The organism is Levilactobacillus cerevisiae, from assembly GCF_003946245.1.
GTDB lineage: Bacteria > Bacillota > Bacilli > Lactobacillales > Lactobacillaceae > Levilactobacillus > Levilactobacillus cerevisiae.
In genome coordinates, this window is sequence record NZ_RHNN01000030.1 from 18,606 (window position 1) to 43,575 (window position 24,970).

At 47.8% G+C, this 24,970-nt stretch carries 27 protein-coding genes and 1 tRNA gene; 6 read left to right on the forward strand and 22 right to left on the reverse strand.

Going from position 1 to position 24,970, the window contains the following annotated elements; genetic code table 11:
- Positions 1–82: 82 nt before the first annotated feature.
- Positions 83–730, reverse strand: coding sequence for an NAD(P)H-hydrate epimerase (locus tag EKM99_RS12780; RefSeq protein WP_125583801.1), 648 nt, complete (start codon positions 728–730; stop codon positions 83–85).
- A 31-nt stretch (positions 731–761) separates the two neighbouring features.
- Positions 762–1,214, reverse strand: coding sequence for a MarR family winged helix-turn-helix transcriptional regulator (locus EKM99_RS12785; protein WP_125583802.1), 453 nt, complete (start codon positions 1,212–1,214; stop codon positions 762–764).
- 285 nt (positions 1,215–1,499) lie between these two features.
- Between EKM99_RS12785 and EKM99_RS12790 the strand changes: the two genes are divergently transcribed.
- Entirely contained in the window at positions 1,500–1,826 is a 327-nt protein-coding gene (locus EKM99_RS12790) for a hypothetical protein (RefSeq protein ID WP_125583803.1), read from the forward strand.
- 47 nt (positions 1,827–1,873) lie between these two features.
- Positions 1,874–1,945, forward strand: a tRNA-Arg gene (locus EKM99_RS12795).
- Between the two features lie 498 nt (positions 1,946–2,443).
- Here EKM99_RS12795 and EKM99_RS12800 read toward each other — a convergent pair.
- The 17 genes from EKM99_RS12800 to EKM99_RS12880 form a co-directional block, all read right to left on the reverse strand.
- Complete coding sequence (locus tag EKM99_RS12800) at positions 2,444–2,863, reverse strand: MerR family transcriptional regulator (protein WP_125583804.1); 420 nt, start codon at positions 2,861–2,863, stop codon at positions 2,444–2,446.
- 17 nt (positions 2,864–2,880) lie between these two features.
- A complete protein-coding gene (locus EKM99_RS12805; protein ID WP_125583805.1) occupies positions 2,881–3,513 on the reverse strand; it encodes an NAD(P)H-binding protein in 633 nt (210 codons plus the stop codon).
- A gap of 135 nt (positions 3,514–3,648) precedes the next feature.
- Complete coding sequence (locus EKM99_RS12810) at positions 3,649–4,677, reverse strand: alpha/beta hydrolase (RefSeq protein WP_125583806.1); 1,029 nt, start codon at positions 4,675–4,677, stop codon at positions 3,649–3,651.
- A gap of 61 nt (positions 4,678–4,738) precedes the next feature.
- A complete protein-coding gene (locus EKM99_RS12815) occupies positions 4,739–5,197 on the reverse strand; it encodes a flavodoxin (protein ID WP_125583807.1) in 459 nt (152 codons plus the stop codon).
- Between the two features lie 112 nt (positions 5,198–5,309).
- Positions 5,310–6,896 carry a cation:proton antiporter gene (locus tag EKM99_RS12820; RefSeq protein ID WP_125583808.1) on the reverse strand — a complete coding sequence of 529 codons (1,587 nt, stop codon included), beginning with the start codon at positions 6,894–6,896 and terminating at the stop codon, positions 5,310–5,312.
- 142 nt (positions 6,897–7,038) lie between these two features.
- Entirely contained in the window at positions 7,039–7,929 is an 891-nt protein-coding gene (locus EKM99_RS12825; protein ID WP_125583809.1) for an alpha/beta hydrolase, read from the reverse strand.
- A 26-nt stretch (positions 7,930–7,955) separates the two neighbouring features.
- Positions 7,956–8,957: an alpha/beta hydrolase gene (locus EKM99_RS12830; RefSeq protein WP_125583810.1), complete on the reverse strand. Its 1,002-nt coding sequence runs from the start codon at positions 8,955–8,957 to the stop codon at positions 7,956–7,958.
- Positions 8,958–8,970: 13 nt separating this feature from the next.
- Positions 8,971–9,294: a carboxymuconolactone decarboxylase family protein gene (locus EKM99_RS12835; RefSeq protein WP_125583811.1), complete on the reverse strand. Its 324-nt coding sequence runs from the start codon at positions 9,292–9,294 to the stop codon at positions 8,971–8,973.
- 12 nt (positions 9,295–9,306) lie between these two features.
- The gene (locus EKM99_RS12840; RefSeq protein ID WP_125583812.1) at positions 9,307–9,723 is read right to left on the reverse strand and encodes a cupin domain-containing protein; all 417 of its coding nucleotides are present in this window, start codon (positions 9,721–9,723) and stop codon (positions 9,307–9,309) included.
- Positions 9,724–9,751: 28 nt separating this feature from the next.
- Positions 9,752–10,402: an NAD(P)H-binding protein gene (locus EKM99_RS12845; RefSeq protein WP_125583813.1), complete on the reverse strand. Its 651-nt coding sequence runs from the start codon at positions 10,400–10,402 to the stop codon at positions 9,752–9,754.
- A gap of 111 nt (positions 10,403–10,513) precedes the next feature.
- Entirely contained in the window at positions 10,514–11,185 is a 672-nt protein-coding gene (locus tag EKM99_RS12850) for a hypothetical protein (RefSeq protein ID WP_125583814.1), read from the reverse strand.
- 378 nt (positions 11,186–11,563) lie between these two features.
- Complete coding sequence (locus EKM99_RS12855; protein WP_125583815.1) at positions 11,564–11,977, reverse strand: MerR family transcriptional regulator; 414 nt, start codon at positions 11,975–11,977, stop codon at positions 11,564–11,566.
- A 332-nt stretch (positions 11,978–12,309) separates the two neighbouring features.
- Complete coding sequence (locus EKM99_RS12860) at positions 12,310–12,918, reverse strand: flavodoxin (protein ID WP_125583816.1); 609 nt, start codon at positions 12,916–12,918, stop codon at positions 12,310–12,312.
- Positions 12,919–13,206: 288 nt separating this feature from the next.
- Positions 13,207–14,049 (reverse strand): aldo/keto reductase, encoded by an 843-nt coding sequence (locus EKM99_RS12865; RefSeq protein WP_125583817.1) that lies wholly within the window; start codon positions 14,047–14,049, stop codon positions 13,207–13,209.
- A gap of 272 nt (positions 14,050–14,321) precedes the next feature.
- Positions 14,322–15,692: an NAD-dependent succinate-semialdehyde dehydrogenase gene (locus EKM99_RS12870; protein WP_125583818.1), complete on the reverse strand. Its 1,371-nt coding sequence runs from the start codon at positions 15,690–15,692 to the stop codon at positions 14,322–14,324.
- 99 nt (positions 15,693–15,791) lie between these two features.
- Positions 15,792–16,808 (reverse strand): NAD-dependent epimerase/dehydratase family protein, encoded by a 1,017-nt coding sequence (locus EKM99_RS12875; RefSeq protein WP_125583819.1) that lies wholly within the window; start codon positions 16,806–16,808, stop codon positions 15,792–15,794.
- A gap of 150 nt (positions 16,809–16,958) precedes the next feature.
- Positions 16,959–17,702: an SDR family oxidoreductase gene (locus tag EKM99_RS12880; RefSeq protein WP_125583820.1), complete on the reverse strand. Its 744-nt coding sequence runs from the start codon at positions 17,700–17,702 to the stop codon at positions 16,959–16,961.
- A 349-nt stretch (positions 17,703–18,051) separates the two neighbouring features.
- Here EKM99_RS12880 and EKM99_RS12885 point away from each other — a divergent pair, with 349 nt between their 5' ends.
- The 4 genes from EKM99_RS12885 (at position 18,052) to EKM99_RS12900 (ending at position 21,838) form a co-directional block, all read left to right on the forward strand.
- The gene (locus EKM99_RS12885; protein ID WP_125583821.1) at positions 18,052–18,915 is read left to right on the forward strand and encodes an aldo/keto reductase; all 864 of its coding nucleotides are present in this window, start codon (positions 18,052–18,054) and stop codon (positions 18,913–18,915) included.
- A 27-nt stretch (positions 18,916–18,942) separates the two neighbouring features.
- The gene (locus EKM99_RS12890; RefSeq protein ID WP_125583822.1) at positions 18,943–19,608 is read left to right on the forward strand and encodes a flavodoxin family protein; all 666 of its coding nucleotides are present in this window, start codon (positions 18,943–18,945) and stop codon (positions 19,606–19,608) included.
- A 97-nt stretch (positions 19,609–19,705) separates the two neighbouring features.
- Positions 19,706–21,196 carry an MFS transporter gene (locus EKM99_RS12895; RefSeq protein ID WP_125583823.1) on the forward strand — a complete coding sequence of 497 codons (1,491 nt, stop codon included), beginning with the start codon at positions 19,706–19,708 and terminating at the stop codon, positions 21,194–21,196.
- 48 nt (positions 21,197–21,244) lie between these two features.
- Positions 21,245–21,838, forward strand: a complete 594-nt coding sequence (locus tag EKM99_RS12900) for a TetR/AcrR family transcriptional regulator (protein ID WP_125583827.1) — start codon at positions 21,245–21,247, stop codon at positions 21,836–21,838.
- A 300-nt stretch (positions 21,839–22,138) separates the two neighbouring features.
- Here EKM99_RS12900 and EKM99_RS12905 read toward each other — a convergent pair whose 3' ends face one another.
- The 3 genes from EKM99_RS12905 to EKM99_RS12915 form a co-directional block, all read right to left on the reverse strand.
- Complete coding sequence (locus tag EKM99_RS12905) at positions 22,139–23,173, reverse strand: DUF5776 domain-containing protein (protein ID WP_125583824.1); 1,035 nt, start codon at positions 23,171–23,173, stop codon at positions 22,139–22,141.
- 24 nt (positions 23,174–23,197) lie between these two features.
- Complete coding sequence (locus tag EKM99_RS12910) at positions 23,198–24,034, reverse strand: C39 family peptidase (RefSeq protein ID WP_125583825.1); 837 nt, start codon at positions 24,032–24,034, stop codon at positions 23,198–23,200.
- Between the two features lie 68 nt (positions 24,035–24,102).
- Positions 24,103–24,852 (reverse strand): CAP domain-containing protein, encoded by a 750-nt coding sequence (locus tag EKM99_RS12915; protein WP_125583826.1) that lies wholly within the window; start codon positions 24,850–24,852, stop codon positions 24,103–24,105.
- Positions 24,853–24,970 lie beyond the last annotated feature (118 nt).

A 24,970-nucleotide genomic window follows, 5' to 3' on the forward strand; every position in this document is an offset into this window, starting at 1 on the left:
ACTCAGCTCTCGCACTATTCATTTTACGCGTTTGAAAAAATTCGCTAAGTCATAATGCCTAGTTGGTTCGCTCACTAGCCAATCAGCGGGCGTGTTCCAGCCGGTCCTGGGCGTAAATGCCGATGTCGGCGACGTGAATCGTGCCGGCGTGGTGCTTGCCCTCGGTCGTCAGGAGGCCAATCTTGTTGTAGGCCATGGTGGTGGTGCTGTCGGCGACCACCGCGACGCCCATAACTTCACCTGTGTCGGCGTTGATGCCGGATGGCACATCGATGGCCACGGTCTTGGCGTCGGCCGCGTTAATCGCGTTGATGGCGTCCGCAAATTTGCCAGTGACGTTGCGGGACAGGCCAACGCCAAAGATTGCGTCGATGATGACCGTTGCGTTGACCACGTGGTTCAGGTCGTTGGTGACGGGGATGTTGTAGTAGTTCGCAATTTTCAGTTGTTGAGCCGTCTGTGGGGTGGCTTTTTCCGGATTGCCTAGTAAATAAACTTCGACGTCAATGCCGCGAATCTTGAGCAGGCGAGCGACCGCGATACCGTCGCCGCCATTGTTGCCGGTAGCGGCCACGACCACGACACGACTCAGGTCGAAGTCGTCATTTAAAATGTTGTTGAAAGTTGCCAAGGCGGCCCGTTCCATCAGGACAAGCGCGGGGATGCCAATCACGTTGATCGTGTGGGCATCGTAACGTTGGGCCTCGGCAATGGTAATGGCTTTACTCATAAAAATCCCTCCTTAGTCGGGAAAGGCGTGACTAGTGGGTGTCAGATTGCTGGTCACGGAGAACACGTGCAGAAAGTAATTGTAGTTGGGTGGTAATACTGGCGTAGTCGAAGTCGCTGTCGGGCGGCGTGGCCTGTTGCCACCAGTCGTGGAGAACGGCGATGGCTTGCTGGACCATTTTCTCGCCGTCCGGGGTGAGCTTGAGCCGGCGGTTGCGGCGGTCGTCCGGGTCAGTTTCCTTTTGTAACAGGGATAAGCTGACCAGGTGCTGTACCATGCGGGCCATCAAGCCTTCGTCAACGGCCATCGTCCACGCGGCGCGCCGTTGGTTGAGCTGGCTAGTCTCGGAGACCAGCACTAACAAATAAAATTCGGTGATGTTGACCGGCATTTCGTCGGCCTCCAGGATCTGGTTCATTGCCCGCTGAAATTGCCGGTGGAGGATGGCCAAATTCGTGGTGAAGTCTAAAATTGCGTCTTCCATAAGTCTCCCCACCTCCTAAGTTAAATCTTGTTTGAGTGTGATTGGGCTAAACGCGACGCCTCCGGGATGACACGGGTTGCGCCCGCAATCACGCGAATCACGAAACTTACCGCGGCTGGGTCCATGTGCGTCAGCGATTCGATTTAAGCAGGTGAGCCACATGGAAGCCAGTCGTTCATACACCCCTAGTTTACACCAGATTGCCAGGAAGGATAACGCTTTGACTCTATTCTTTCGCTGAACGTGCTAGAATAGCAATAAAACTAATTATGGGAGGCATTTTACATGTTTATTCAAGTTCCAACCGATATGGATGAGGTGCAATTGCGCCAGCTACAACTGAAGCAGCAGGGCGAGACGGTTACGGAGGAGGTCATCATTCGCCAGGCCGTGCTGGATATTTTCCAAAATGTGCTCGATCAAATTGAAGACGGCCATTATGACACGGCAGATTGGGCTGATGAAGCGTTGACGGTGACTGACATTGACGGCGTGCAAACCGCGGTGATCCAGCCTCAGAGTGACTCGTTCATCACCGATTTCCGCCAGAACGCAGACGCCACGGAAGACTATTTGGAGCAACAAGCCATCAAAGCTTCCGGTGCACGGTAGAAATGTTTGGCCATTTGACTAATTTGGCGTTAAAATAAAGGTGCTGGGCGCCCTTAGTGTAATGGATAGCACATGAGATTTCGGTCCTCATGATCCGAGTTCGACTCTCGGGGGGCGCATTGTGAGTTTTGGTTGATAGACCGGTATTTCTGGACAACCATTTTCGCCTGAAGTCTCGAATGACTGAGAGCTTGTACGAGATGTTGAGCGTAGCCAGGGGTTCCGCGAGAGCTGTGACTTGGGGACTTCTGAAAATATGAACGCAAGTAGATGTGCTTTTCTGTTCATTGTGTAAGAATCTCCGTGTTATAATCTGGGTACAACGAAGTAAGAGCCTCACGAACCTTACCCGTTACTTGTGTGGAATGAGAGCTTCGACGATAACCGTAATGCCTTGAATAATGTTGATGATTAGTAGGATAGTTGTCAATTTGGCGTTACGGTCGGTGGGGCTTTTTTTCTTGCGGTACTGCACATGTTGTTTCGCTACTCTCGGGACGCATTCTTGCGAAAAAAGTGAATAGAATCGTTGATTTGACGCCATTCTTGTGTGGCGCCTTTTTTTGACGACGAAAAAAGCCACCCACAAAACGTGGATGACCTTCCTAAAACTTGTCCTAGTCCTGATGCCGTGGTGGGTTTTCCCACAATTTTTCCACGGGTTCGCCGGCATTAAATTTAGCCACGTGGTCGTCGTAATGTTCTAATTTGTAATCCAACAAGGCGCGTACATCTTTTAAATGATCAATCTTGTCATCAAGCTCGTCGCGTTCATCACGCAGGACTTGCTTCTGAGCGCCGCCAATATCTTTCTCATCCCGCAGTTGGGATAATTGGCAAAACTCGATTAAGGATTCAATTGAGAGTCCAGCCGAGCGCAGGGTCGTAACCAGATAGACCCAGTTCAGGTCGCTGATCGTAAATTCCCGGTAGCCACTCTTATTTCTTGCGACCGGGGGAATAACGCCAACCCGCTCGTAGTAGCGCAAAGTTTCGGTCGTTAGCCCAAACAGTTCGCCAGCTTGTTTAATGTTCATCAGCAATTTTCCTTTCATTACATTGGTGTATCGCCGTCGGTGCCAGGTTGGTCAATACCAATGCTAGCCCGACTAGCAAACGTTGGATCGGCAATGATTTTGGTGACGACAGCGGCCACACTCTTACGGGAGACACTGGTTCCCTTAAAGGGGTCACCCTTTTGTGTCAGTTCGTAATCCGTATTGTCACGGTTGTTTAACCAAGCTAGCCGCAACGTGGTGTAGTCCAAGTTAGAAGCAACTAAGGCGTCATCGGAAGCTTTCCCTACTTGGGCGCCTTTCCCAATCATTTGCTTGTTCCACTCGCCAAATTTACCCGGAACTTCGTCGTAGATTCCTAGGTCATTCACGGAGATGACACGCGCGACCCCAGCAGCTTGCATGGCCGCAATCACGGTTTCAGTCAGCTTAACGGTGCCGGTAGCGCCCATGGAAACGAACACGATGTCTTGATTGGCCATGGCGGTTGTCAGGGCAGACTCGTCCAGAACATCGCCAGTTACAGCAGTTACTTGAGCATTCACCAAGTCGCTGACCCGATCTGCGTTGCGTAGGTATAACGTCACATGATTGTCGGCGTTAGCGGTCAGGTTGGCGGTGACTAACCGTGCGATTGCACCGTTACCACCTAAAATTAAAACGTTTGCCATGTTAAATCACTCCTCTAATATTATATTACAAATACGATAATAAACCTTGAAGTTAACTTCAAGGCAAGGCGTTTTGTCATAAAAATAAAAAAGTTGCGCTGTAAATTAAACAACAGCGCAACTTTTAAGATCGGATTAAAGACGGGTGCTTAACCAGTCCACCAACTTGTTCAATTCCTGTTCAACATATTCTGGCTTCCAATACGTTTCAATGTGGTGGGCGCCTTCGATTAAGAAGAGCTCCTTATCAGAGGTTCCCGTGGCGTTCGCGTAGGCCTTTTCGGTTAGGTAGAAGGTATCAGCTGCCTTACCGGCCATCATCAATAAGGGGACGTTGACTAAATCCATGTTCTCGGAGGCATCGTAAGTCATTAAGTTTAAGAAACTGCTGACGGTATAAACGAAAGAGGACTTTGGGTGGGCGTGGGTTTGGGCGTAGTAGGTGTAGCCTTCCTTGTAGAGATCGTAAGGTAATTTGGCAGCATCTTCAGGGGCCATTTCCTTCAAATCAGGGGTATAATCTACGCCTTCACCGCGAACCTCTTTTTCCCGTGCTTCTGAAGCGGTTTTTAGCCGGTCCTGAATGGTGTTGGCTTCGGAATCCATGAAGCCGTTCCGCCGAACTAAGCCGGAGTTAAAGGCAGACAGGGTTGCGACCACTTTAAACCGCTTGTCGGTCTGACCAGCACGTAAGGTGTAGCCACCGCCACCACAGATACCAAAGGCACCCATGCGGTCATAGTCTACGCCGGGGAAGAGGGACAAGGCGTCAGCCATCCCGTGGATATCTTCTACCCGGTAGGCAGGGTTGTCGACCATCCGTGGTTGACCTTCCGATCCGCCTTGATAGGAGGCGTCGGCAGTAATGGTGATGTAGCCGTGTTCAGCTAGGCGTTGGGCAAATAAGCCGGCAACTTGTTCCTTAACACCGCCATTAGGATGTGCAACGGTTAAGGCTGGATATTGCTTCTCCGGGTCATAGTTTGCTGGCGTGTAGATGTTGGCAGCAATCTTTAAGCCGTTTAACGTGTAATTGATAGGGTGAATGTTAACCTCACCAGGTTTGTTTTCAGTGATAGCGTCCGCATAAACCAAGCCCCAAGGATTATCGTTAAACTTAGGCAGTTCAGCAACGTTAGCATCCGTTAAAATCATTTTTGACATGGGAATCCCTCCAATAAATATTAGTTTATTAATTTTTAGTTCTCTGAGATGAAGACGCCGGTTACTTTAGCAAGGCGCGGTCACTCAAATAATGGTCAATGGTGTCGTTTGAGTTGGCCAGGAAGCCGGCTTGCAAAGTGGCACCGCTGTTTTCAGCCATTTCTTCAAGAAAGGCCGTGTTGGCACTCATGGGAGTGCTCATGCTGGTAGCAAATGGAATGACAGTTTTGCCGGTCAAATCACTTTGCTCGAAGAAAGTATTCACGAACATTGGTGGCCGTTGGTACCAGATCGGAAAACCAATAAAGATGGTCTTCTCATCGGTTAAATCAGGCAGATTGGTAATTTGGGGATGTGTATCGCTATCAATCTGTTGTTTTGAAATTTCAGTGACTAAATCGTATTCAGTCGGATATGCTGGGTTAATGTCGAGTTCAATGAGTTTACCGTTCGTTTTGGCCTGAATATGTTGCGCCGCTCTAGCGGTTGTTCCTGAGTTGGAATAGTAAAGAATTAACATAACGTAAAACTTCCTTTCCTTAATTGATGAGCCTAGTGTAATCCTTGAAGTTCACTTTAAGGCAAGCGGAAATTTTAAAAATTTGGGACTTGCCAACTAAGGCCTAGATCCGCTAGATTAATTGATTTTGCGGATCTAAAACCAGCGATTCAGCTAGGAGAATTTCGCTATAAAGGTCATAAACAACAGTTGAACTTACCACGTGGCGTCGCGCTAAATCATAGAGATAAGTTCGCTCCGCAGTAAAGGCCGCCATTAGGGCTCGCCGTTGTTCCACGCTTTGGAGGGTCGATAGGACATCTGTCCGCGTGCTAGCGCGCCGCCACTGGGTGACAAAGGAACCAATCTTATTGTGCTGGTCCTGATCTTTAATATCGTAAATAACCAAATTACGGACTTCGCTTGGCAGAGAGAGATTTTGGACCGCCTCAACGCCGATTAAAACCATTTTGTGGCGAACTTCCGTAGTTTGCTGGTTACGATTCCGTTCGTCCAAATCAACGGGTAGCCACCAGCGAAAGATTAGGGTGGGGAGCAGCATGCTAAGAATAATCACGACGGTCTCAACGAGTAAAATTAAATTGAAGGTGGCTGTTCCGAGATGGCTAGCTGTTAACGAAAAGGTCATGGCTAACGTGACTGTCCCGTGAACACCACCCAAAGCGAATAGCGTGGCCGTGCGATTACTCTTGTCACCGACCAAAAAGCGTGCATAAAGCCAACGACAGATGAACAGAGCAAGATAGGCCACGATACCAATCAGCAGCCAATCAAAGGACCCGATGACTTGCGTGTAGTTAGCGGCGAAGATACGTTCCAGGTTCAACCCCAGGATGACGAAGACGAAACCATTTAAAATTTGATCCATAAAGTTAATGGTCTGAATGCCCAGGTGCATCTGGCGGGGCGCAGCGAACCGGCTACGACTCGCCTCACTGTTATGAATCAGTCCGGCAGTGACGACGGCAATAATCCCTGAGATACCAGCTTCCTCAGCAATCAAGTAAATGACTAAGGGTGTCAACACGTAAAACAGATTTTGGGATGAGACCACGTTGACGCTGCTACGCACAATGGATTGGCGGAGTAGTGCAAATGCACCAGCCAGTAAAGCACCAAGAAGTGCGCCACCACCGGCCGACCAGAGTAAGGCACCGATATTATGCAGTAAGCCCAGATGTCCCGTTGTGCGCCAGAGCAGAGCGGCCTGCAGCAGAACAATCCCAGATGCATCGTTAAAGAGGGATTCCATTTTCAGGCTAGACTTAGTAGCGGCCGGGAAGGTACGTCCGGTGGTCACGGAGTCCAGGGCCGTTGCGTCGGTGGGCGTACAGATAGCAATCATGATTAGGGCAATCGGCAGGGCTAAGCCAAAGATTCCAGATAGAATCACTGTCGCCACGGCTGCTGACCCAATAGCCAAGACCCCCGCTGAGCCCAGAATGCTGGGAATCCGCTTACGAACCATCAGGATGGGCGTCCGCTGTGCTTCGAAGAACAGGAGGGGCGCTAGGATAATGAGCATAAAGACGTCGCTATTTAACGTCAATACCAGGTGATTTGTGAAGGGAATGGCTGCGACCACGATTCCCATTAAAACGTTAATATAGGTCCTAGAAATTTTAGGAACCAGCCGGGCCAAGATGTTGCTTACAGCGACGGCAATTAATAGAACAAAGAAGGAGACAAATAGACTCATGGGACTTCCCCGCTTTCATACTGATGCCCTTACTGTACGCTATGTTGGGCGCAGTTCCTAGCTGAAATTTCAGGGGAGTAGGTGCATCTGCAGACGGCAAAAGAACAGCATCGGGGGATGTTGTTCTTAAGCGAAAGCTAGACTAGAGACGAGCTGATAAGAAGGTGTCGATATTTTCAATGGCACTTGGCACGTAGTCATGACCATCGTATAAGTCGAAGTGGCGGGCTTTAGGGATGATGACCAGTTGCTTGTCCGTGCTGGCAGCATTTTTGAACATGACCTCGGCACCAGGACGGGTAAAGGCGTTCTCCCCGCAAATCATCAAGAATGGTAAATGTAAGTCCTTGACGATTTCAGTTGGGTGGAATTGTTGCCAGTCTAATTGGGACCAAGACACAAATTCGACCCGGTTGACAGCGGCGCCCCGCTTGTGATCGAAGTAGTACTCAGCGCCCTCAGAGCCAGGTTCGATTAAGTCTAAACGGGTGGCTTTTCCGGTACTGGTGTACAGCGTCTTTTCTTTTAAAATTTCTTCTTTAGGTGCAGTCTCAACGGTATCAATGATTGTGAAGGGGTTGACGACCGCAATGGCCTTTAACCGGTTTTCATTCAGGGCAGCCAATGGTAAATAAACACCAGAGCCACAAATGCCAATTGCACCTAAGCGGTCGGCATCTACGTTGGGGTAGGTGGCCAAAAAGCTAATGGCGCTGTGAATATCGCTGGCCTTAATGGCAGGATCTTCAGTTCCACGAGGTTGGCCTTGACTGGCACCGATATAAGAATAGTCATAGACCAGCGTCAAGTAGCCCCGAGTTGCCATTAATTGTGCGTATAAACTTTGGGTCTGTTCCTTGGTGGCCCCCATGGGTCCCTGGACAACCAGCGCTGGCAGTTTAGCATCGGCCGGCATGTTAGCTGGGGTATAGACGATCCCAGCTAATTTGAGATGAGAGTCTTGATTTTCAAAGACGACCGGGGTACTGTCAAATTCTTCTAAAGGTGCCTTTTCTACTGCAAATTCGCTCATAAATTATTCTCCTCGTATTCTACTGCTTATAGGTTGCGTTCAGCCATCCAGTTGCCCATGTGGTCGGCAACTTCTTGGTTGTTTAAGTCTTCAAACATGAAATGATCATTACCATGAATGCCTTCATCAGGTAGGTAAACGACCTTGGCATCACCACCATGGCGGTTAACCGTTGCGACAAATTCGTTTGCTAATTGTTTAACGCCACGCCAGAAATCCCAAGCCGGAACGTTGGAAGGTTCTGACGGGATGTTGTCACCAAAGTAAATGGCAATTGGCTTCTTGACTAATTCAGCGAAGTCCTTGGCTGGGACGCCGACACCTTGAACGGGCATCGGGTATTTAGTTGGAATAATATCTGGCACTTCATCTTCTGGAAAGACAAAGGTACCAGGTTCAATTGCGATGATCCCGGTGACGTTTTCACTGGCCATACCGATGAACCAGCCAGGGACGCCTCCTTGAGAATGGCTCACTAAGACAGCCGGTCCGGATTTTTCATAGGCGGCAACTAGCGCGGAGGTAATAACGGGAATGTCAAACTCACCGGTATCTGGCGTCATTTGCCGGAAGAATTGGTCAAGTGACGCATCGTCTTTGGGAAAGGCCGTATTTTCAATAAAGTTAGGCCATAAGCCTAAACGGAACTGGGTGAACCAGTTTTGGTCATCTGGTGTCGCGGGAATCTGAGTGGCTACTGATGATTGGCCAGCTTCACCACGTCTAGGTTGATCAATCAGGTAAACGCCGTAGCCCTTTTTCAAGAAGATGTCAGAGAAACCAGGACGGCCATCAGGCGTAGACATCCAACCGGTCCGTGATTGGCCATAGCCGTGAAGGAACATCATTGCGTGGCCGTTACCATCAACGGGGAGCTGATAGAGGACACTGGCATGATCGGCGTGACGGGTTTGGCCAGCTGGGGCCATTTGACCATTGATAGGATCGAACGTGCCCGCGGCTTGTTGGAAGGTGCCGCCAGCTGAAAATACACCTTGTTTTTGAATCTTTAAGTAGTCTTCTGTCATTATCAGTTCCTCCTTATTTTTCCGTATAAACTTCTTTAGCCAGACTAAATGCCGTCCAAGCTTTAGGCCAGCCACAGTAGAAGGCTAACTGTGTAATGATTTCAACGACCTCATCCTTAGTAATCCCATGGGCCTTGCCAAGTGCTAGATGCGCCTTTAGTTGTTGAAAGTTGCCGCCAGACATGAGTGCGGCAATGGTAATCATACTGCGGTCATGGGCTGAGAGTTGACCTTCACGAGACCAGACTTCTCCGAATAAAACGTCATCATTAAGTTCTGCAAATTTAGGGGCAAAGTCACCTAAATTATCGCGACCAGCTGTTTGTTTTTCTGCCATGAGTTAATCCTCCTACTTATCCAAGTCTGCAAATTCTGCGTCAGTTACTGGTTCGAGCCATTCAGTAGTCCCCTTGCTAATGGCCAAGTGTGTGAACCAACTATCCTTCTTTGCGCCGTGCCAATGCTTGACGCCATCGTGAAATACGACCACGTCGCCAGGCTTCAGGCTCTGAGCGGGTTGACCGTCAATTTGGGCCCACCCTTCACCAGAAGTGACCAGGATGATTTGATAGCCATCGTGGTGCTTGTGCCAATTGTTGCGAACGCCAGGTGCAAAATTCACGCTAGCGACACTGACATCAACGTCGTCTGTTGGTGGCACTAAGCCGGTGAGATAACTGTTACCGGAAAAGTACTGCGCAAAGGCTGTGTTTAAGTCACCAAAGCCGAAGATATCGTTCTTTACTTCTTGTTCATATTTTGCCATGAGAATGCCTCCCTTAAGTTAACCTGTTTTAGTAGAAAGATGGTTTGTCAAAGTAGGTATCGGGTTCGCCAATACCAAAGCTTTGACGACTGTACTGACCGCTAGCATCGTGTAAAATGGTTGCGATGCCCCGGGCAACCGCTTGGCGACTGACTTGGGCGTTCTTGAAGGGTTGACCTTTAGGAATCAGTTCGTAATTTTCATTGCCGGCTTGATTGAACAACCAGGTCAGGCGTAACACGGTGTAGTCAGCAAGGTCGGAGTCTTCCATAACCTCGGCACTTGCTAGCATGGCATCTTCACCAGCTTGGCCACCAACCATGCTTAAGTTCCATTGACCGAATTTGCCAGGAACTTCGCCGTAGATGCCGAGAATATTGGCACCAATTAATTTTGTAACATGGTTAGCGTCTAAAGCCTTGACCACGTTTTGAACATCTGAGGTTAAATGCATATGGTTGAGGTAAGCGGCGTCAACACCCTTTGCTGCTGCAGTCAAGGCGGCTTCGTCTGCAAAGTCGCCATTGATCAAGGTGACCCGGTCGTTCGCTGCGTACTGGTTTAAACGGGTGGTCATGTTACGACCATACAAGACTAGCTCGTCGGTCGTTTCGTTCAGTAACAAATCCGTTAAGTAGCGAGAAATTTGACCAGCGGCACCTAATACTAAAATTTTCATATAGAAGCAATCTCCTTTTATAGGCAAATTAAGTTCAAAATGACAAGTCGTTTGGGCCAACGTGATGGCTCTAGGTGACTATGTGTTAGATCATAAACCTTGTAGCTAACTTTAAGGCAAGGGCTTTTTGAAAAATGTTTCTTGCGCGTGTGCAAATTGATTCGTCGCCGAGGCCAACGTGTGACCACCATGCGGGTCTTTCCAGTAGCTAAGGTGCTCGACGTCAAAGGTGGTGGATAGCTGGCGCAATCGCGTAATGAGCGGAGTCATTGAATTCTGCGTGCCATCCTGACTACCAACCGTTGCTTCAATGTGAAAGGGTGCTGGTTGGCTGTCCTTCACAGCTGCTATGAGTTTTTTAGCAGTTAGGTCGGGTTGCAAGAGGCCACCGTCATTGGTGATGGTCCAGCTATCGCCAGCCATGGGGGCGAAGTACGCGAAGTAGGCTAGCCGTTGCTCAAGAACAGACCAAGTTGTGATGGCGCCCATGGAGAAGCCTGCAAATGCCCGATGTTGCCGACTGTCGATTAGATCTTGCGCCCGACCACCGGCTGCATACGTCCGGTAGGCGGTTTCAACGGCTGGTAAAAGTGATTGGCACAGCTCTGCTTGAACAAAATCGGTAATGTAATCGCCATCATTTTCCCAGCTCCCAGTTGGCTCGCCGGTTGTCGGGTAATAGGTAGGTGTCACCACGATTTGTGGTAGCAGCTCGCCAGTGGCCATTCCCTGATCCAGCATCCGTCTGAAGGCAGCGTCGTGCAGAAAAGTTGTCTCATTCATGCTCCAGCCGTGCATCAGGTAAGTGACATTGAATTGCTGGGATGGTAGCTGGAAATAGGCAGCAGGTAGATAAATTAGGGCGTGGCGCGGTTGCTCTTGTTCATTACGGTAGCTTAGTGGAACGAGCCGGCTAGCAGTCGCGGTTGGTCCTTGGTTGACATTGTCTACGGGAATGAAATCATCTCCAATACGGTAATTTATTGAAAGTAGACTTAACTAACGAAGCTAGAATACACCTTAAAGTCGACTTGAGGGCAAATGATATGATTTAATTTCAAAGAAAAATGTTTACAATATAACTTGGTTCTTGAATCACCCCATGGATGCCAAAACAAACGTCCCGTCTTTGTTGCTAGACGGGGCGTTTGTTGAGAAAAGCTATTTTAAATGATCCGGGAATGTGGGGTCAATCCCTTGGGGGAACTTATCTAGGTTAGGATCAACTAGGACATCAACATAATGATTAATCCAGTGATTGATCATAATATAGTGTCCTTGGACCTTCTCGAGCTCGGCTAGAATCCTTTCCTGCTCGTCAGTCATAATCTTGAGCCGCTGTCTGAGCGTTTGCTTACCTTCAGCAGAGAGCTGAACGTATTCTCTGATGGTGGGCACGGGCATGCCCAGTTCGCGTAAGGTAATCACCATTTTGATCCACGCAAGATCATTCTCAGTAAAAACACGATTATTGTACTTGTCACGTTTGACCGATGGCAGGAGCTGTTGATGATCATAGTAGCGAATGGCTGATTGCGAAATACCCATAAGCTTAGCGACTTCTTGAATTGTCATGATTCTAAACCATCCTCCGTCAGGGCACTTGTCTAGGTAATACGTCTGACAAGTACAGCTAATATTTACATCTGTCGTTATTTGATATAGGTTCGTGATGTCTAGCGTCAGAACGTGTCAACGGCTAGAAGCGCAGTAGTACGAACACAGCTTGAACGCTACCTTAGGGGAAGGGGAAAATAAAAAGGATTGCCCGATAGACAATCCTCCGTGTAGTAGACTGAAGTGTGTGTACGAAGGTGCTTGGCTAGATGGCAGTATCAAGAGGTAAAGGCTCTTAGTTTATAGGGTAACCCCTAAAGCCGACTTTAAGGCAAACGCTTTCTTGCAAATTAATCAATTAAATGATGTTGCTTGAGGTAGCGGTTAATCGTCGACTCATTGTTTGCACGAAAACCTGGCTGCAATGTGAGTGCTTTACCTTTAGCCATGCGCTTCAAGTAAGGGGTGCTTACACTGATTGGACTGCTCATGCTAGTCGTAAACGGAATGACCGTCTTGCCGCGAAGAGTGTTGGCTTCAAAAAAAGTGTTGATAAACATGGGTGGCCGGTGATACCAAGTTGGGAAGCCTAAATAGATGGTCTTGTAACTCTTTAGGTTAGGTGTATTGGTAATTTTGGGCCGGCTATTACGATTGATTTGTCGTTTGGCAACGGTCACTAATTTACCATAATCTGTGGGATAGGCAGGAGACAATTTGAGCTTAATTAGGTCAGCACCGGTCTTCCGCTGTAAATACTTAGCAGCGGTTTCGGTGGTCCCAGAGTTGGAATAGTATAAAATTAAGGCCTTGCCATTCTTTTTAGAAGTATGGGTCGTCGCGGCTTGCGTTTGGCTGGTAGCAGCGGTGCTAACGGTTATCCGCTGGATGGCATAATAGCCACCGCCAAAAATGAGTAAGGCTAGTAGAATGAGTGACACAATAGTTTTTTTTGACATAATTAAATTCCTCACTTTGCGTATTTGTATTTGATGTGTTTCATCATAAACCTTGTAGTTAGCTTCAAGGCAAGGGGGGTTCAAAGAAAAATAAAAAAAAGTGCTAGAAGGCGCTTACTGACGAGCATTAACGGGATAACTGGCTAATCCTGGACTTGGATTGTTTGGTTATTCCCGTTAAGCGGAGTCAGTTGTCTTCTGGCACATGTTTCGGCAATATTAATTTGAAAATAAAAAGAGGTTGCGACATTGTCACGGCCTCTTAGACACTTCAAGTGTTCAGTTTTCTTAGTGTAAGCTAGCAATCCGGGCAACGGCGGCCGGGTCACGGTGATCAAAGAATTGGCTTTCTTTCCGGTCTAAACCACTAATGGCCTTCAATTCTTCATCAGTCAACGTGAAGTCGAAGATGTCGAGATTCTCTGCCATCCGCTCTGGGTGGACGGATTTAGCTAAGGCAACAATCTTCCGTTGGGTTAACCAACGCAGAATAACTTGGCCCACGGACTTGTTGTGGCTTGCTGCAATTTCACTTAACACATCGTTGGTGAAAATGTTGTGTTTGCCTTCAGCAAATGGTGCCCAAGCTTCCGGTTGAATGTTCTGCTGACGCATGAAATCAATGCTAGTTGGTTGTTGGTTCCAGGGGTTGATTTCGATTTGGTTCAGGGCAGGCTTAACGTCATTGAACAAGCTTAAGTCAATCAGACGGTCGCTGTCGAAGTTGGACAGACCAATTGATTTAATCTTGCCTTCCTTTTGCAGGTCTTCCATGGCTCGCCATGAACCGTAAACGTCACCGTAGGGTTGGTGAATAAGGTAGAGGTCCAAGTAGTCGAGTTGCAGTTTCTTTAAGGTTGTTTCGAAAGCCTTTTTCGTTGCGTCGTAGCCGGTGTCAGTGACCCAGAGCTTAGAGGTAACGAACAAGTCCTCACGCTTAACACCAGCGCGCTTGATACCTTTGCCGACGGCTTCTTCATTGCCATAGGATTGGGCAGTGTCAATTAAGCGATACCCAGCATGAATGGCATCGACAACGGCTTGTTCGGCCGCTGCTAAATCAGCAATTTGAAAGACACCAAATCCAAAGACAGGCATCTTGTTACCATCATTTAAGTTTACAGTTTCCATGAAAAAACGCTCCTTTAATTAATTCGATGAGTTCATCATAAACCTTAAAGCTAGCTTCAGGGCAATAGAAGTTTGAAAAAAATCAGATTTTAGGTCAATTTGCTCTGATTAGATGGGTGAGACGGCGTTCTTCCGAAGGGGAAAGCTAAGGTTAAAGGCCTAGCGACGCAACACGACGAGGGCGACGTTGGCATAAAAATAGCGGTATAAATCGCCATCCTCAGTGGATGCCATTTATGCCGCTAATGTCAGATCATTTTAAAAAAGGATGCTTAATCTTTGGCGTTGACTACCAGGTGTTCGTTCACAAAGGCGTCAAAACCCAGTTCGTACATTTCCCGACCGTAGCCGGAGTTCTTGACCCCGCCAAATGGGAGCTCGGGTAACGTTGCCCAGACACGATTGATAAAGGTCATGCCGGCCTCAATCTGTTGTGCAACGGCGTCGGCGTGCTTCGTGTCTTCCGTGAAGATGGCACTGCCCAAACCATAACTAGAGTCGTTGGCTAAAGCAATGGCTTCTTCTTCCGAGTTCACTTTGTAGACGGAAGCCACAGGGCCAAATAATTCTTGGTTGTAGGCGGGATTGTCCTTCGTAATGTCCGTCAAAATTGTTGGCTGGAAGAATTGGCCAGGTAAGTCAATCGGATGGTTGCCATAAAAAACCGTAGCACCGGCGTCAACCGCGGCATCGACCTGTTTTTGCAAAGTGGTTTTGGACTTCGCTGAAGACAAGGGGGCTAGCGTGGTTGCTGGGTCCATTGGATCACCAGGCTTAACCTGTTCAAAGGCCTGCTTCAGCATGGTTAAAAATTCATCATACTTATCTGCCATGACGATAAATCGTTTGGAAGCTGCACATATTTGACCGGCATTAGATAGACGAGCGACTGGCGCAACCCGCTTGACCTTGTTCATGTCAGCATCTGATAAGACAATGAATGGATCGTTTCCGCCCAGTTCCATAGTGGACTTCTTTAAGTTCTGACCAGCCGTCTTTGCCACGGAAGCGCCACCGCGTTCGGAACCAGTTAAAGCAACACCCACGACTCGAGGGTCGGCAATCGCCTTATCTACTTGGTCGTAATCGACAAACAGGTTGGTTAAACTGGCGGTTGGTGCACCGGCCCGCCGAATAATATCGACAAAGGCTTCGGCGCTACTTGGCGTATTTGATGCGTGCTTCAAGAGCATGGGATTACCAATCATGAAGTTGGGCGCAAAGACCCGCATGATTTGGTAGTACGGGAAGTTCCAAGGTTCAACCATGAACAAGACGCCTAGTGCCTGTTTTTCATAGTAGGCGTCGCCAATGACGGTGTCGAGCGGTTTACGGGCTAAAAATTCGGCAGCGTGGTCGGCAAAGTAATCGGCGATGTCAGCGCAGAGCTCAACCTCAGCTTCTGATTCACCAATGAGTTTTCCCATTTCTTGGGTGACCGTGGTGGCTAACTGGGTCTTTTCGGAACGCATCATAGTAGCAATCCGGTGTAACGTGTCCCGGCGAGTCTCACTGGGCTCGTTGCGCCATTTGAGATAAAGCGCATGACTATCTGCTAAAATTTTTCCCAACTGGTTGTCAGAGATGTTCTCGTATGAATTCAAAACGTGGTTATTAAATGGATTGATCGTTTGGTAAGCCATTTATTGGTGCTTCCTTTCTATTATTAACTGCGAGTTGCGTTAGCTGAATCACGCAAGTAACCATAGCGTAAACCTTGAAGCCGACTTCAAGGCAAGCCTTTAAGCAAAATCTTTTAGCATTTTGTGAAGTGCCTGTTTAAAAGTCGTTTCAGCTGTGGTGTGCTGATACTGATAAAAGTCAGGGTACTTCGTTTTTAAAACGGACTTCGGGTTTAACCGCCAGGCCTGGTCTTTGTAGAAAGCCGTGTAGGAGATGGGTTGCCATAAGGCCAAGGCCGTCTGGGCAGAAATCAAGGTCGGTAATTTGCTGAAGAGTTGTGTGACCTGATCAGGCGTTAAGGTATCCTGTACAACTGTTTCCAGTTCACGATAGGTGCTGGTGAATCCTAAGCCGAGGACCCGGGTGCCATTGCTCTGAGGATTATTCATGACAGCTAGTTCCAAGCCGGCAATATCACGAACGTCCACACTGTCCATGGGGCCATCAACCAGCTGTCGACTGCCGTGCAGATACGCGTAAATCATGTCGTGTTGCCAAGGGGTGAAGCTGGGGCCAACAATGTTGGTGGGGTGGATAACGGTGACCGGCAAATTAATAATATTAGCCAGGTCACGGACGCGTTGTTCCTCACGAACCTTCATGTTAATAAAGGGCTCGTAAGCGGTATCCATGTGGTCGAGGTCGGGCCAAGTGTCTTCATCGATTGTAGTGACAGTCGGATCAGCAATTCCCATGTCGATGGCAGCCACTGAGCCAATTTGAACGAGTTTTTGAACCGTATTGGCTTGGCTAATGCCTTTAAAGAGATTATTTACAGCCCGAATCTTGGTGGCAATAAAATCTGCAGTTGTTTGTTCATGGCCCGTGAACGGTGCGGAGTTATTGAAGACCCACTGACTCCCAGTTAGTGCCGTTGCGACCGCCGTCGGTGAATCCAACAGGTCAGCTTGAACACCATGAATGTTGGGCAAGAGCTCAGTTAGGGTTGCCAATTTATCAGCGTTACGATAGGTACCCGTGATGTTCGTGTACCCAGCATCAGTCAGCGTTTTAGCTAACCATGAACCAGTGTATCCAGTAATTCCGAGAATGACAATTTTATCGGTTTTTTGCATGTGCTTCCTCCTAGATTTAAAAAGGTGTGCCCTAAGACAATTTCAGATGAGAGCCAGATCAGTAGACCTCTCTTTAGTACCAGACTACGCTACTCTAGAAAAACGTTCTGAAATCAGTCTAGATTTCAGAACGTTTAAATTTGCCAGCCATTAAGCTTGTTTGGTTGGGTAAATGGTAAATTCATTAACATTAACGTCTTCGGGTTGGTCAATGGCAAAGTTCACGACTTTAGCAACGGCTTCAGGACTGATACCAACTTGCTTGTAGAAGGTATCCATACCCTTCTTGGTGTCTTCATCCGTAATGGTATGCAACAGTTCCGTATTGATGGCTGCTGGATAGAGACTAACGGTCCGAATGTTAGTGCCTTCTTCAGCGCTTTCCATCCGAATAACTTCCATTAAATTACGGACTGCAAACTTGGTTGCACCATAGACCCCGGCACCGGCAAAGCTCTTAATCCCAGCAACAGAAGAGGTCGTAATGATTTGGCCGTGCTTTTGAGCTGTGAAGATGGGCATGACAGCGGCAATACCGTGGAGCACACCACGTAAGTTAATGTCGATCATCGTGTCCCATTCTTTCGTGTGCAGGGCACTCATTGGTGAGGAAGGCATAATGCCGGCATTGTTAAAGATGACGTCCAGGCCACCAAATTTGTCCTGTGCCAATTGGACTAAGGCGGTGACGTCTTCCTGTTTGGTAACGTCCGTGACACGGTAGGCTGCGGTGCCCCCTGCGTCTTCAATATCCTTAACGATTGCTGCTAAGCGGTCTTCACGGCGAGCACCTAGGACAACCTTTGCCCCATTCTGTGCCAATAATTTTGCGGAAGCTTCACCCATTCCAGATGAAGCACCGGTGATCACGATTACTTTATTTTTAACAGTCATATTTAATTTCCTCCTAATATTGTCTGGTCGTTTCAAAACATACAGTCTATCGTTTGGCCAACGAATGATGACACCCAACAAATTTCGAGGGAAATTGCCGGGTTCTTGCGAGTTGCCAGAAACACCGCTGACCTTGATTCAAAATGAGTATGGACCTTCAAGTACACTTTAAGTCAAGCCTTTCTCAAAAGAATTTTTCTACTCGCAGCCAACAAATTTTTATTTGCGACTAGTAAAGATGAAGAGACTTCAAAAGCCGGAATGGTCCATTTGACAAAAATGACTTGAAGTCATATTATGTATCTCAACGTAAGAATGACTTTGAGTCATATTTTAAGGAGAGATAGAAATGGATTATAGAACGTTAAATAATGGTGTCAAAATGCCTATGATTGGGTTAGGTGTCTTTCGGATAACGGATGACGCTGAATGTGAAGAAGCAGTGTACCAGGCCTTGAAGCAGGGATACCGCTACATTGATACGGCAACGGCCTATGAGAATGAAGAAGCCGTTGGTCGCGGGATTCGGCGAGCCGGGATTCCCCGTGATGAGCTATTCATTGCGACAAAATTGTGGCTAACGGATGCGAACTATGAGGATGCCAAGCTGGGCTTTGAGAGTTCACTAAGACGTTTGGGATTGGACTACATTGATTTGTACATTATTCATCAACCCTATAATGATTACTACGGTGCTTGGCGGGCGATGGAAGAGTTGTATCAAGCTGGAAAGATTAAGGCACTGGGTGTCGATAATTTCCGTCAAGATCGCTTAGCCGATTTTATCCAATTCAATGACATCAAGCCCCAAGTAAATTACTTGGAGACCCACCCGTTCTACCAACGACAAGATGAGCTAGACTATTTAAACAGCCAGGATATTTTGCAAGTCGCTTGGTCACCGTTTGCGGCCGGCCAGTTTGATATTTTTAACAATCAGACATTAACGGCCATTGCTGAGGTTCATGGCAAAAGTGTCGGGCAAGTTATCTTACGCTGGCTGTTGCAGCGCGGGATTGGGTCAATTCCTAAGACGAGCCATCTGGATAGAATGCGTGAAAATCTGGCTGTCTTTGACTTTAGCCTATCGGCGGATGAGATGGCCCAGATTTCATTGCTAGATGCGAACAAAACTGTGGTTGGCAAACGCGAGACGGCAAAAGGTGTGCTGGCGTTCTTTGATGACTTTAAGGACTTGGATACGCGTGCGTAAGGACTTGTTGAAAGGAAGCTGTGAGTTTTGAATAAGCAATCTAACCTAGGTCCAGTCGTTGGGCAACTAGCGGGAACGGACATCTATGCAAATCAACTACAACGAAAGAATTCTGGTTGGGGCGGCGGTAAATACACACCGTCCGATGGCCAGGATACCAATCAAGCGCAACCGGCAGTACGCAGGCTAACACCAACGGCTAAAAGTATCGTCATTTACTGGTCACGTTCAGGATCGACGGAATTACTAGCCAGTAAGTTGGTGGCGGCCACAGAGAGTGATGTGCTCGAAATCACCCTGGCAGAGCCATATCCGGCAGACTACTTACAAACCCTTGATCGCGCTAACTTTGAACGGGAGAGTAACACCCCGCCACGGGTACAGCTGAAGCTACCGGATTTGAGCCAATATGAGACGGTTTATCTGGGCTTCCAGACCTGGGCAATGACGCTTAGTCAGCCAATGAAGGCATTTTTAATCGACTTCGGGGATGCGCTGGCTGGCAAAAAGGTTGCCCCCTTTGAAACTGAAGGTGGCGATGGTAGTGGAGAGAGCATCCGCGTTATTCAAAATATTTTAAGGACGAAGGGTGTTAGCAAGGCCTCACTAACCGCGCCCCTGGTGATTGATGGTAATCGGGTAGATGAAGCTGATGGTGAGGTAGCTGCGTGGTTAACGCGAGTTGCTAGGTAATCAGGCTAGAGCTAACACGATGAGAGAAAGTGGGATTAAACATGTGATGCACTAGATATGACTGAAGGCCATATTTAGTGCATCTATTTATGAAGGGATGATAAAGTTGAATCGAAATAAAAAACTGATCGTCACGTTTGCCTTAATTCTATCAAACGGGATGGTTGGTTTAGATGGCACAATTGTGAATACGGCCTTGCCAGCCATTATTAGTGATCTCCATGGGCTACAGTATATGGGCTGGATCATTGCGATTTTTCTCTTAGGCATGGCAATTTCGACGCCCCTATGGAGTAAATTCGGTGAGCGTCAAGGAAACAAGCTGGCGTACATGGCCGGAACTGGACTCTTTGCTGTGGGTGCCCTCTTGCAGGGAATTGCGCCCAACATTGTTTGGTTTATTATGGCACGGGGCTTAATGGGCATCGGTGCCGGTGGGATGAATACGATTCCTTTCATTATTTATGCGCAGATATTTAATAACCTGAAACGCCGTGCGCAAGTGATTGGCATTGCGACCGCTAGCTTCAGTACGGCGTCCATCATTGGGCCGCTAGTTGGTGGCTGGTTAGTCGATGCTTTCAGCTGGCACTGGGTCTTCTTCCTGAATTTACCAATCGCTGTGCTGTCGATTTTTTTAGTGGCAGTCTATTTGAAATTAGATGAGCATTTAAACCGGTCATCAGTTGATTACTATGGCGCCGCCTTGATGATTTTAGGATTGTCGCTGATTTTAGTTGGCATTCAATTGTTAGGGGCAGCATCGATTTGGATGACGATTGGTTTAGTTGCGGTGGGGATACTCGTTTTGCTAGGCATGGCGCGGGTTGAGGCGCACGCTGCAGATCCAATCATTCCTAGTCGGCTATTTAAAAATCCCAAATTAGTGATCGATTTTACGTTATTTTCCATCCTGTGGGGTGCATTCGTGGCGTTCAATATTTATATTCCTATGTGGGCACAGGGAATTCTGGGATTAACGGCACTGGTTGGTGGGATGACACAGATTCCCGGGTCAATTACAAACTTCATGGGTTCTGAGATTGGGCCGCTGTACCAGCATAAATTAGGCCGTTACGGCATTATCAGTCTTGGCACGGGGGCGTTTTTGATTGCGTTTCTAGGGATGGTACTGGCGGGTAATCACGCCAATTATTGGTTTTTGCTAGTCATGGGTGCTTTTGAAGGCCTGGGCCTCGGATTATGTTTCAACGTTCTGCAAGTGGCTGTTCAAGACGATGCGGGCATTAAAGACGTGCCGATTGCGACATCGTTTGCTTATCTGGTACGGATCTTAAGCCAGACGTTTATGTCCTCAATTTATGGGGTTATTTTAAATCAAGCGCTAAACTCCGGGGTTAAAGCGTCTCATGGACAGGTGACGATGGGCATGCTGAATAAGTTGAGCAATTCACAGGTGGTGGGTGAACTCCCACAGGCACTGCTCCCGACCATGCGGCAGATTATGTATAACGGGCTTCATCACATTATGCTGACCGCTCTCGGGTTAGTCCTGGTGGTCGTCATTATTTTAGTGATAATTTATGTGCGTTTGCTACGACGGCATGCTAGTCTGATTAGGGAGTAACAGCGGATTGATGCTGTCCAGTTAGGATAAAGGGAATGGTGATTGGAAATGACTAAACGCGATGAAAATGCCAAAACAACTCGCCGGAAATTATTGGATGCGGCCGACCAATTGATTGTTGAGCGGGGGTATGAAAATGTTTTTGTGGAGGATATTACGACGGCCAGTGGCGTGGCTAAGGGAACCTTTTACAATTATTTTCCTAAAAAAGAAGATATCATTGGTGAATTAGAACGAGAACATTTCAGTCAACTGAATGCACAAATCAATGAGATTTCAGATGAACTGACGCCGGCCGCAAACATTTCGGCTTACTTAGCCAACTTTATGCAGATTACGGCGAAGGCCGGGGTAGAACGTGCCCGTGGCTGGATTCGTTTTGTGGCAGTCCCTAATTCTCCCGATGACAAATGGACGTATGATTTTGGAAAAGTTAGTGATTTATTGATCCAATTAATTCAGCACGGACAGCTAGAGAAAGAGACCCCCGTAGAAATGATTGCACAAGTATTATCCATGCAATTGTATGGGGTGATATTCTCTTGGGTGATGAATAAAAGCATCGATCCGCAGAAGGCAATTCAAAATTTTTGTGCGACACTGGTCGAACCACTTATTCAGCCATATATCACTGCCGTATAATGTTGGGCTTAACTGACTACCTTGTCGAAAAAAGCTGTTAGTCCAATGACTAGCAGCTCATCGCCCGTGCATGAAATTGGTGACAGTCTGGTGACGGTTTGAAACTGATTGCTGATTCCGAATGGCTAACGATTCTCAAAGAATGCGGGTTACCAGCGAATTATGGTTGCCTCTGGAGATACCTGGAGAGTGACGCAGAGGCCTCGGGGGGCGCATTCTTTTTAACTAAGGTAGAATTACGTCTTCGAAAAAAATCGACACCAACTACTCGTAATGAGTCGTTGCTGCCGATTTTTTCTGCTAGTTAAATGGTCGTTTGATACCGGCAACGTAAGAGCGTTGGCCGTTCTTGATGTTGGCGACCATGATTCTTGGTGGCCATGATTCGATGACTTTCCCCTTGCCTAAGTAAACGGCAACGTGCCAGATTGTATGGGTACCGGGTTGGTAGTAGAATACAAGGTCACCACGTTGTTTGTGATTGTAGGCTACGCGATGGAGTTTCTTAGCAGCCCAAAGGTTACGGGAATTCCATTCGTTACCCGGGTAGGCGTGGTGAATCGAGCTGGTTGGCAGGGGACTGATACCACCGGCGTACAAGGCTTGCATCACTAAGCCGGAGCAATCGGTGCCATATTTGGGGCTGGATGAAGAACCAACTAAGTAAGGATTGCCCTTATACTTGTAGGCTTGATGAATCATGGCATCAATGTGGGCCTTACGTCCTTGCCAGGCTTTGGCACCCAGTGGCGCAGTGTAGCTATCAATGCCAGTCCAAGCATCTTTGGTGTACCCCATTTTAAGCCAGGTCGCCTCGTTAACGTTTCCAGTCACTTTGAGGTGGTGGCGTCGTTGAAAGGCTTTGACGGCGTTGTAGGTGGCTTGATTATAGTTGTTATAGCCATTTGACGTATGCATCTTTTTCATGATGTACCAGGTCTTGATGCCTTCATAGTGACGCTTAACGGTGTAGCCAACCTTGCCGTAGGGCTTGATTCGTTGATAGTGAACTTGATAATACTTGTGAGGATTTTGATAACCAGCCGTTTTAGCGACGAACGCCTTATTAGCTGTGATGTATTTGTGACCGCTGGTTTTAAGAATGGGCGCATGGCCAGCAGTTTTGGTCACACCAGTAATCTTAACGAAATTGCCGGATTTGACGGTTTTATGTTTGCTGGTTTTGGCCGCGTTGTTATACATAATGATGGTGTGCTTGGTCTTGATGATTCCAGGATTAGTGGTGTAATAACTGGCAGCCTGGGCAGTGACAGTTCCCGCGGTACCCAAGGTGAGGGCAGCGGCAAATGTTAGCCATAAAGCAGAATGTTTCATGATGGTTCCTCCTAAAAAAATAAGTTAATAACTTAAGGCCCGGTAGGCATCCAGTTTACGGTGATGCGTGAAGCCTGCGTTACTGAGTGACCGGCGCTGGTAGGTCCACGGGTCGTTGAAATAGAGACGAGTACGGGTGTAACCAGAGACAGTCACGGCATGATTACTGAACCCGTCAAAGTAGCCGAGCCAGATAACCACGGGCTTGTTGTGGTGAATGTAACTCTTGATAGTGGTTAACTTGGCACCGGTCAAATTCTTGCTGGTCCCCACGTGTTTTTTGACCAATTTGGTTAAGCCACCTGGATAAATGTACCAACCAGACTTTTTATAGGGACTGCCGACAAATCCTTTGTTCGGATTTTTATTGCGGGGCATCTCTCTAGCTAAGCCGGATTTGGTGACGGTGGCACCGGCAAATTGGAGCATCATGGCAGTCGCGGTAATCTCGCAACCTGTGGGCAATTGCGGGCGTTGGGCAATCAACGGAACGTAAAGCTTATACGTCGATTTGATTGTCGCGTTTTGATTGACCCAACCAGTACGGGTGTGGTTGAATGTGAATTTAAGCCATTTAGTCCCGTTAACGATTTCGGTTCTGGTAATGTGGATGGCCCGATTAGCAAACGCGTGACTGGTACTAATCTCGGTTAAGTTGTTGGCGGAAGTCTTGTAGCCGCCGGTGGCGTAGATCTTGTAATTGTGGGACGCGGTGTTGCGCATGGTCGTGTAATAATTAACCGTTTGCAGGCTAGTCACGGGATCAAAATTAGTTGTGGCGGCTTGGGCATGGGTGATTGTCGCGGGGATGAGTAAACCGAGCGACAGAGCCGCAAGTACTAAGCTTGGTTTATGAAACAACGGGGTCACCTCTTCTTTCGTTCATGGTCAGAACAGCCACAAGCAAATGGCTGATAAATGGTGTTAGATTACTTGGCCCCCAGAATAGCAGCGTTAGCTACCGATGGCCGATAGGATCCGTGACTTGCTGCATATTGGGCGCCAATACCAATGACGTTGTTTGCTGGATTCAATAAGGCATCACGATGACCCCAATCACTGGTAGCGTCATAGTAAATATATTCGAGTACCATGGCTTTTCCGGCATTGTACGAATTGTTAACCGTGATATTGAATGTTTCTGATGAGGTAGAAGTGTTGTCAGAGTTAGCGGTGTGATAGACCGCATTTATCATGCTAAAGCCGAGAACTTCGGCAGTATCATAATCGATACCAGCAGCGTCACATTCGTGGATAAAGGCTGTGTTGCCATCAGTATCGTCGTGTGAATAGTGGGTAAGGATTTCATTTGCCCGTGTGGCGGTCACGCCGTCTAAGGCGGAATCTTCAGCTAGGGGACTGGTGCCACGTTGTGTCCGTTCCTGATTGACGGTGTCCAAGAAGCCCCGTTGATAGTCACGCAAGTTCATACTGAACGTTTGGTTACGCTCAGCCGTGCTGCCTACATTGTTGTTGGACGCAGGTGTAGTGGTCGTAGGCGTGGTAGCGGTGCTTGTCTTGGCGTTCGTCTTGGTACTGGTCTTAGTACTTACTTTAGAACTTGATACCCGTTTCAAGGCGCCACGCCAAGTCCAAACGGTATGTTTAGCAGTTTTGAACTTGTAATACACAGCCTTCTTGCCGTTCTTGGTCACATGCACGGCATAGGTGACAGTCACCTGGCTACCGTACGCACCGAGGCGTGCACCGGTGACACGGGGGGAGTGTCAAATTTTTTGTGTAAATGGAAGTCCTCTCCCATTAGCTAGCTTCTAATACATGGATTCTAACGTATCT

Excerpts from the sequence above, each read along its gene's own strand:
- EKM99_RS12815 (WP_125583807.1), bottom strand. The coding sequence starts at position 5,197 with ATGTTAATTCTTTACTATTCCAACTCAGGAACAACCGCTAGAGCGGCG.
- EKM99_RS12835 (WP_125583811.1), bottom strand. The coding sequence starts at position 9,294 with ATGGCAGAAAAACAAACAGCTGGTCGCGATAATTTAGGTGACTTTGCC.
- EKM99_RS12865 (WP_125583817.1), bottom strand. The coding sequence starts at position 14,049 with ATGGAAACTGTAAACTTAAATGATGGTAACAAGATGCCTGTCTTTGGA.
- EKM99_RS12895 (WP_125583823.1), top strand. The coding sequence starts at position 19,706 with ATGATAAAGTTGAATCGAAATAAAAAACTGATCGTCACGTTTGCCTTA.
- EKM99_RS12880 (WP_125583820.1), bottom strand. The coding sequence starts at position 17,702 with ATGACTGTTAAAAATAAAGTAATCGTGATCACCGGTGCTTCATCTGGA.
- EKM99_RS12780 (WP_125583801.1), bottom strand. The coding sequence starts at position 730 with ATGAGTAAAGCCATTACCATTGCCGAGGCCCAACGTTACGATGCCCAC.
- EKM99_RS12900 (WP_125583827.1), top strand. The coding sequence starts at position 21,245 with ATGACTAAACGCGATGAAAATGCCAAAACAACTCGCCGGAAATTATTG.
- EKM99_RS12820 (WP_125583808.1), bottom strand. The coding sequence starts at position 6,896 with ATGAGTCTATTTGTCTCCTTCTTTGTTCTATTAATTGCCGTCGCTGTA.
- EKM99_RS12800 (WP_125583804.1), bottom strand. The coding sequence starts at position 2,863 with ATGAACATTAAACAAGCTGGCGAACTGTTTGGGCTAACGACCGAAACT.
- EKM99_RS12790 (WP_125583803.1), top strand. The coding sequence starts at position 1,500 with ATGTTTATTCAAGTTCCAACCGATATGGATGAGGTGCAATTGCGCCAG.
- EKM99_RS12885 (WP_125583821.1), top strand. The coding sequence starts at position 18,052 with ATGGATTATAGAACGTTAAATAATGGTGTCAAAATGCCTATGATTGGG.
- EKM99_RS12825 (WP_125583809.1), bottom strand. The coding sequence starts at position 7,929 with ATGAGCGAATTTGCAGTAGAAAAGGCACCTTTAGAAGAATTTGACAGT.
- EKM99_RS12785 (WP_125583802.1), bottom strand. The coding sequence starts at position 1,214 with ATGGAAGACGCAATTTTAGACTTCACCACGAATTTGGCCATCCTCCAC.
- EKM99_RS12855 (WP_125583815.1), bottom strand. The coding sequence starts at position 11,977 with ATGACAATTCAAGAAGTCGCTAAGCTTATGGGTATTTCGCAATCAGCC.
- EKM99_RS12875 (WP_125583819.1), bottom strand. The coding sequence starts at position 16,808 with ATGCAAAAAACCGATAAAATTGTCATTCTCGGAATTACTGGATACACT.
- EKM99_RS12830 (WP_125583810.1), bottom strand. The coding sequence starts at position 8,957 with ATGACAGAAGACTACTTAAAGATTCAAAAACAAGGTGTATTTTCAGCT.
- EKM99_RS12810 (WP_125583806.1), bottom strand. The coding sequence starts at position 4,677 with ATGTCAAAAATGATTTTAACGGATGCTAACGTTGCTGAACTGCCTAAG.
- EKM99_RS12850 (WP_125583814.1), bottom strand. The coding sequence starts at position 11,185 with ATGAATGAGACAACTTTTCTGCACGACGCTGCCTTCAGACGGATGCTG.
- EKM99_RS12905 (WP_125583824.1), bottom strand. The coding sequence starts at position 23,173 with ATGAAACATTCTGCTTTATGGCTAACATTTGCCGCTGCCCTCACCTTG.
- EKM99_RS12805 (WP_125583805.1), bottom strand. The coding sequence starts at position 3,513 with ATGGCAAACGTTTTAATTTTAGGTGGTAACGGTGCAATCGCACGGTTA.
- EKM99_RS12840 (WP_125583812.1), bottom strand. The coding sequence starts at position 9,723 with ATGGCAAAATATGAACAAGAAGTAAAGAACGATATCTTCGGCTTTGGT.
- EKM99_RS12845 (WP_125583813.1), bottom strand. The coding sequence starts at position 10,402 with ATGAAAATTTTAGTATTAGGTGCCGCTGGTCAAATTTCTCGCTACTTA.
- EKM99_RS12870 (WP_125583818.1), bottom strand. The coding sequence starts at position 15,692 with ATGGCTTACCAAACGATCAATCCATTTAATAACCACGTTTTGAATTCA.
- EKM99_RS12860 (WP_125583816.1), bottom strand. The coding sequence starts at position 12,918 with ATGTCAAAAAAAACTATTGTGTCACTCATTCTACTAGCCTTACTCATT.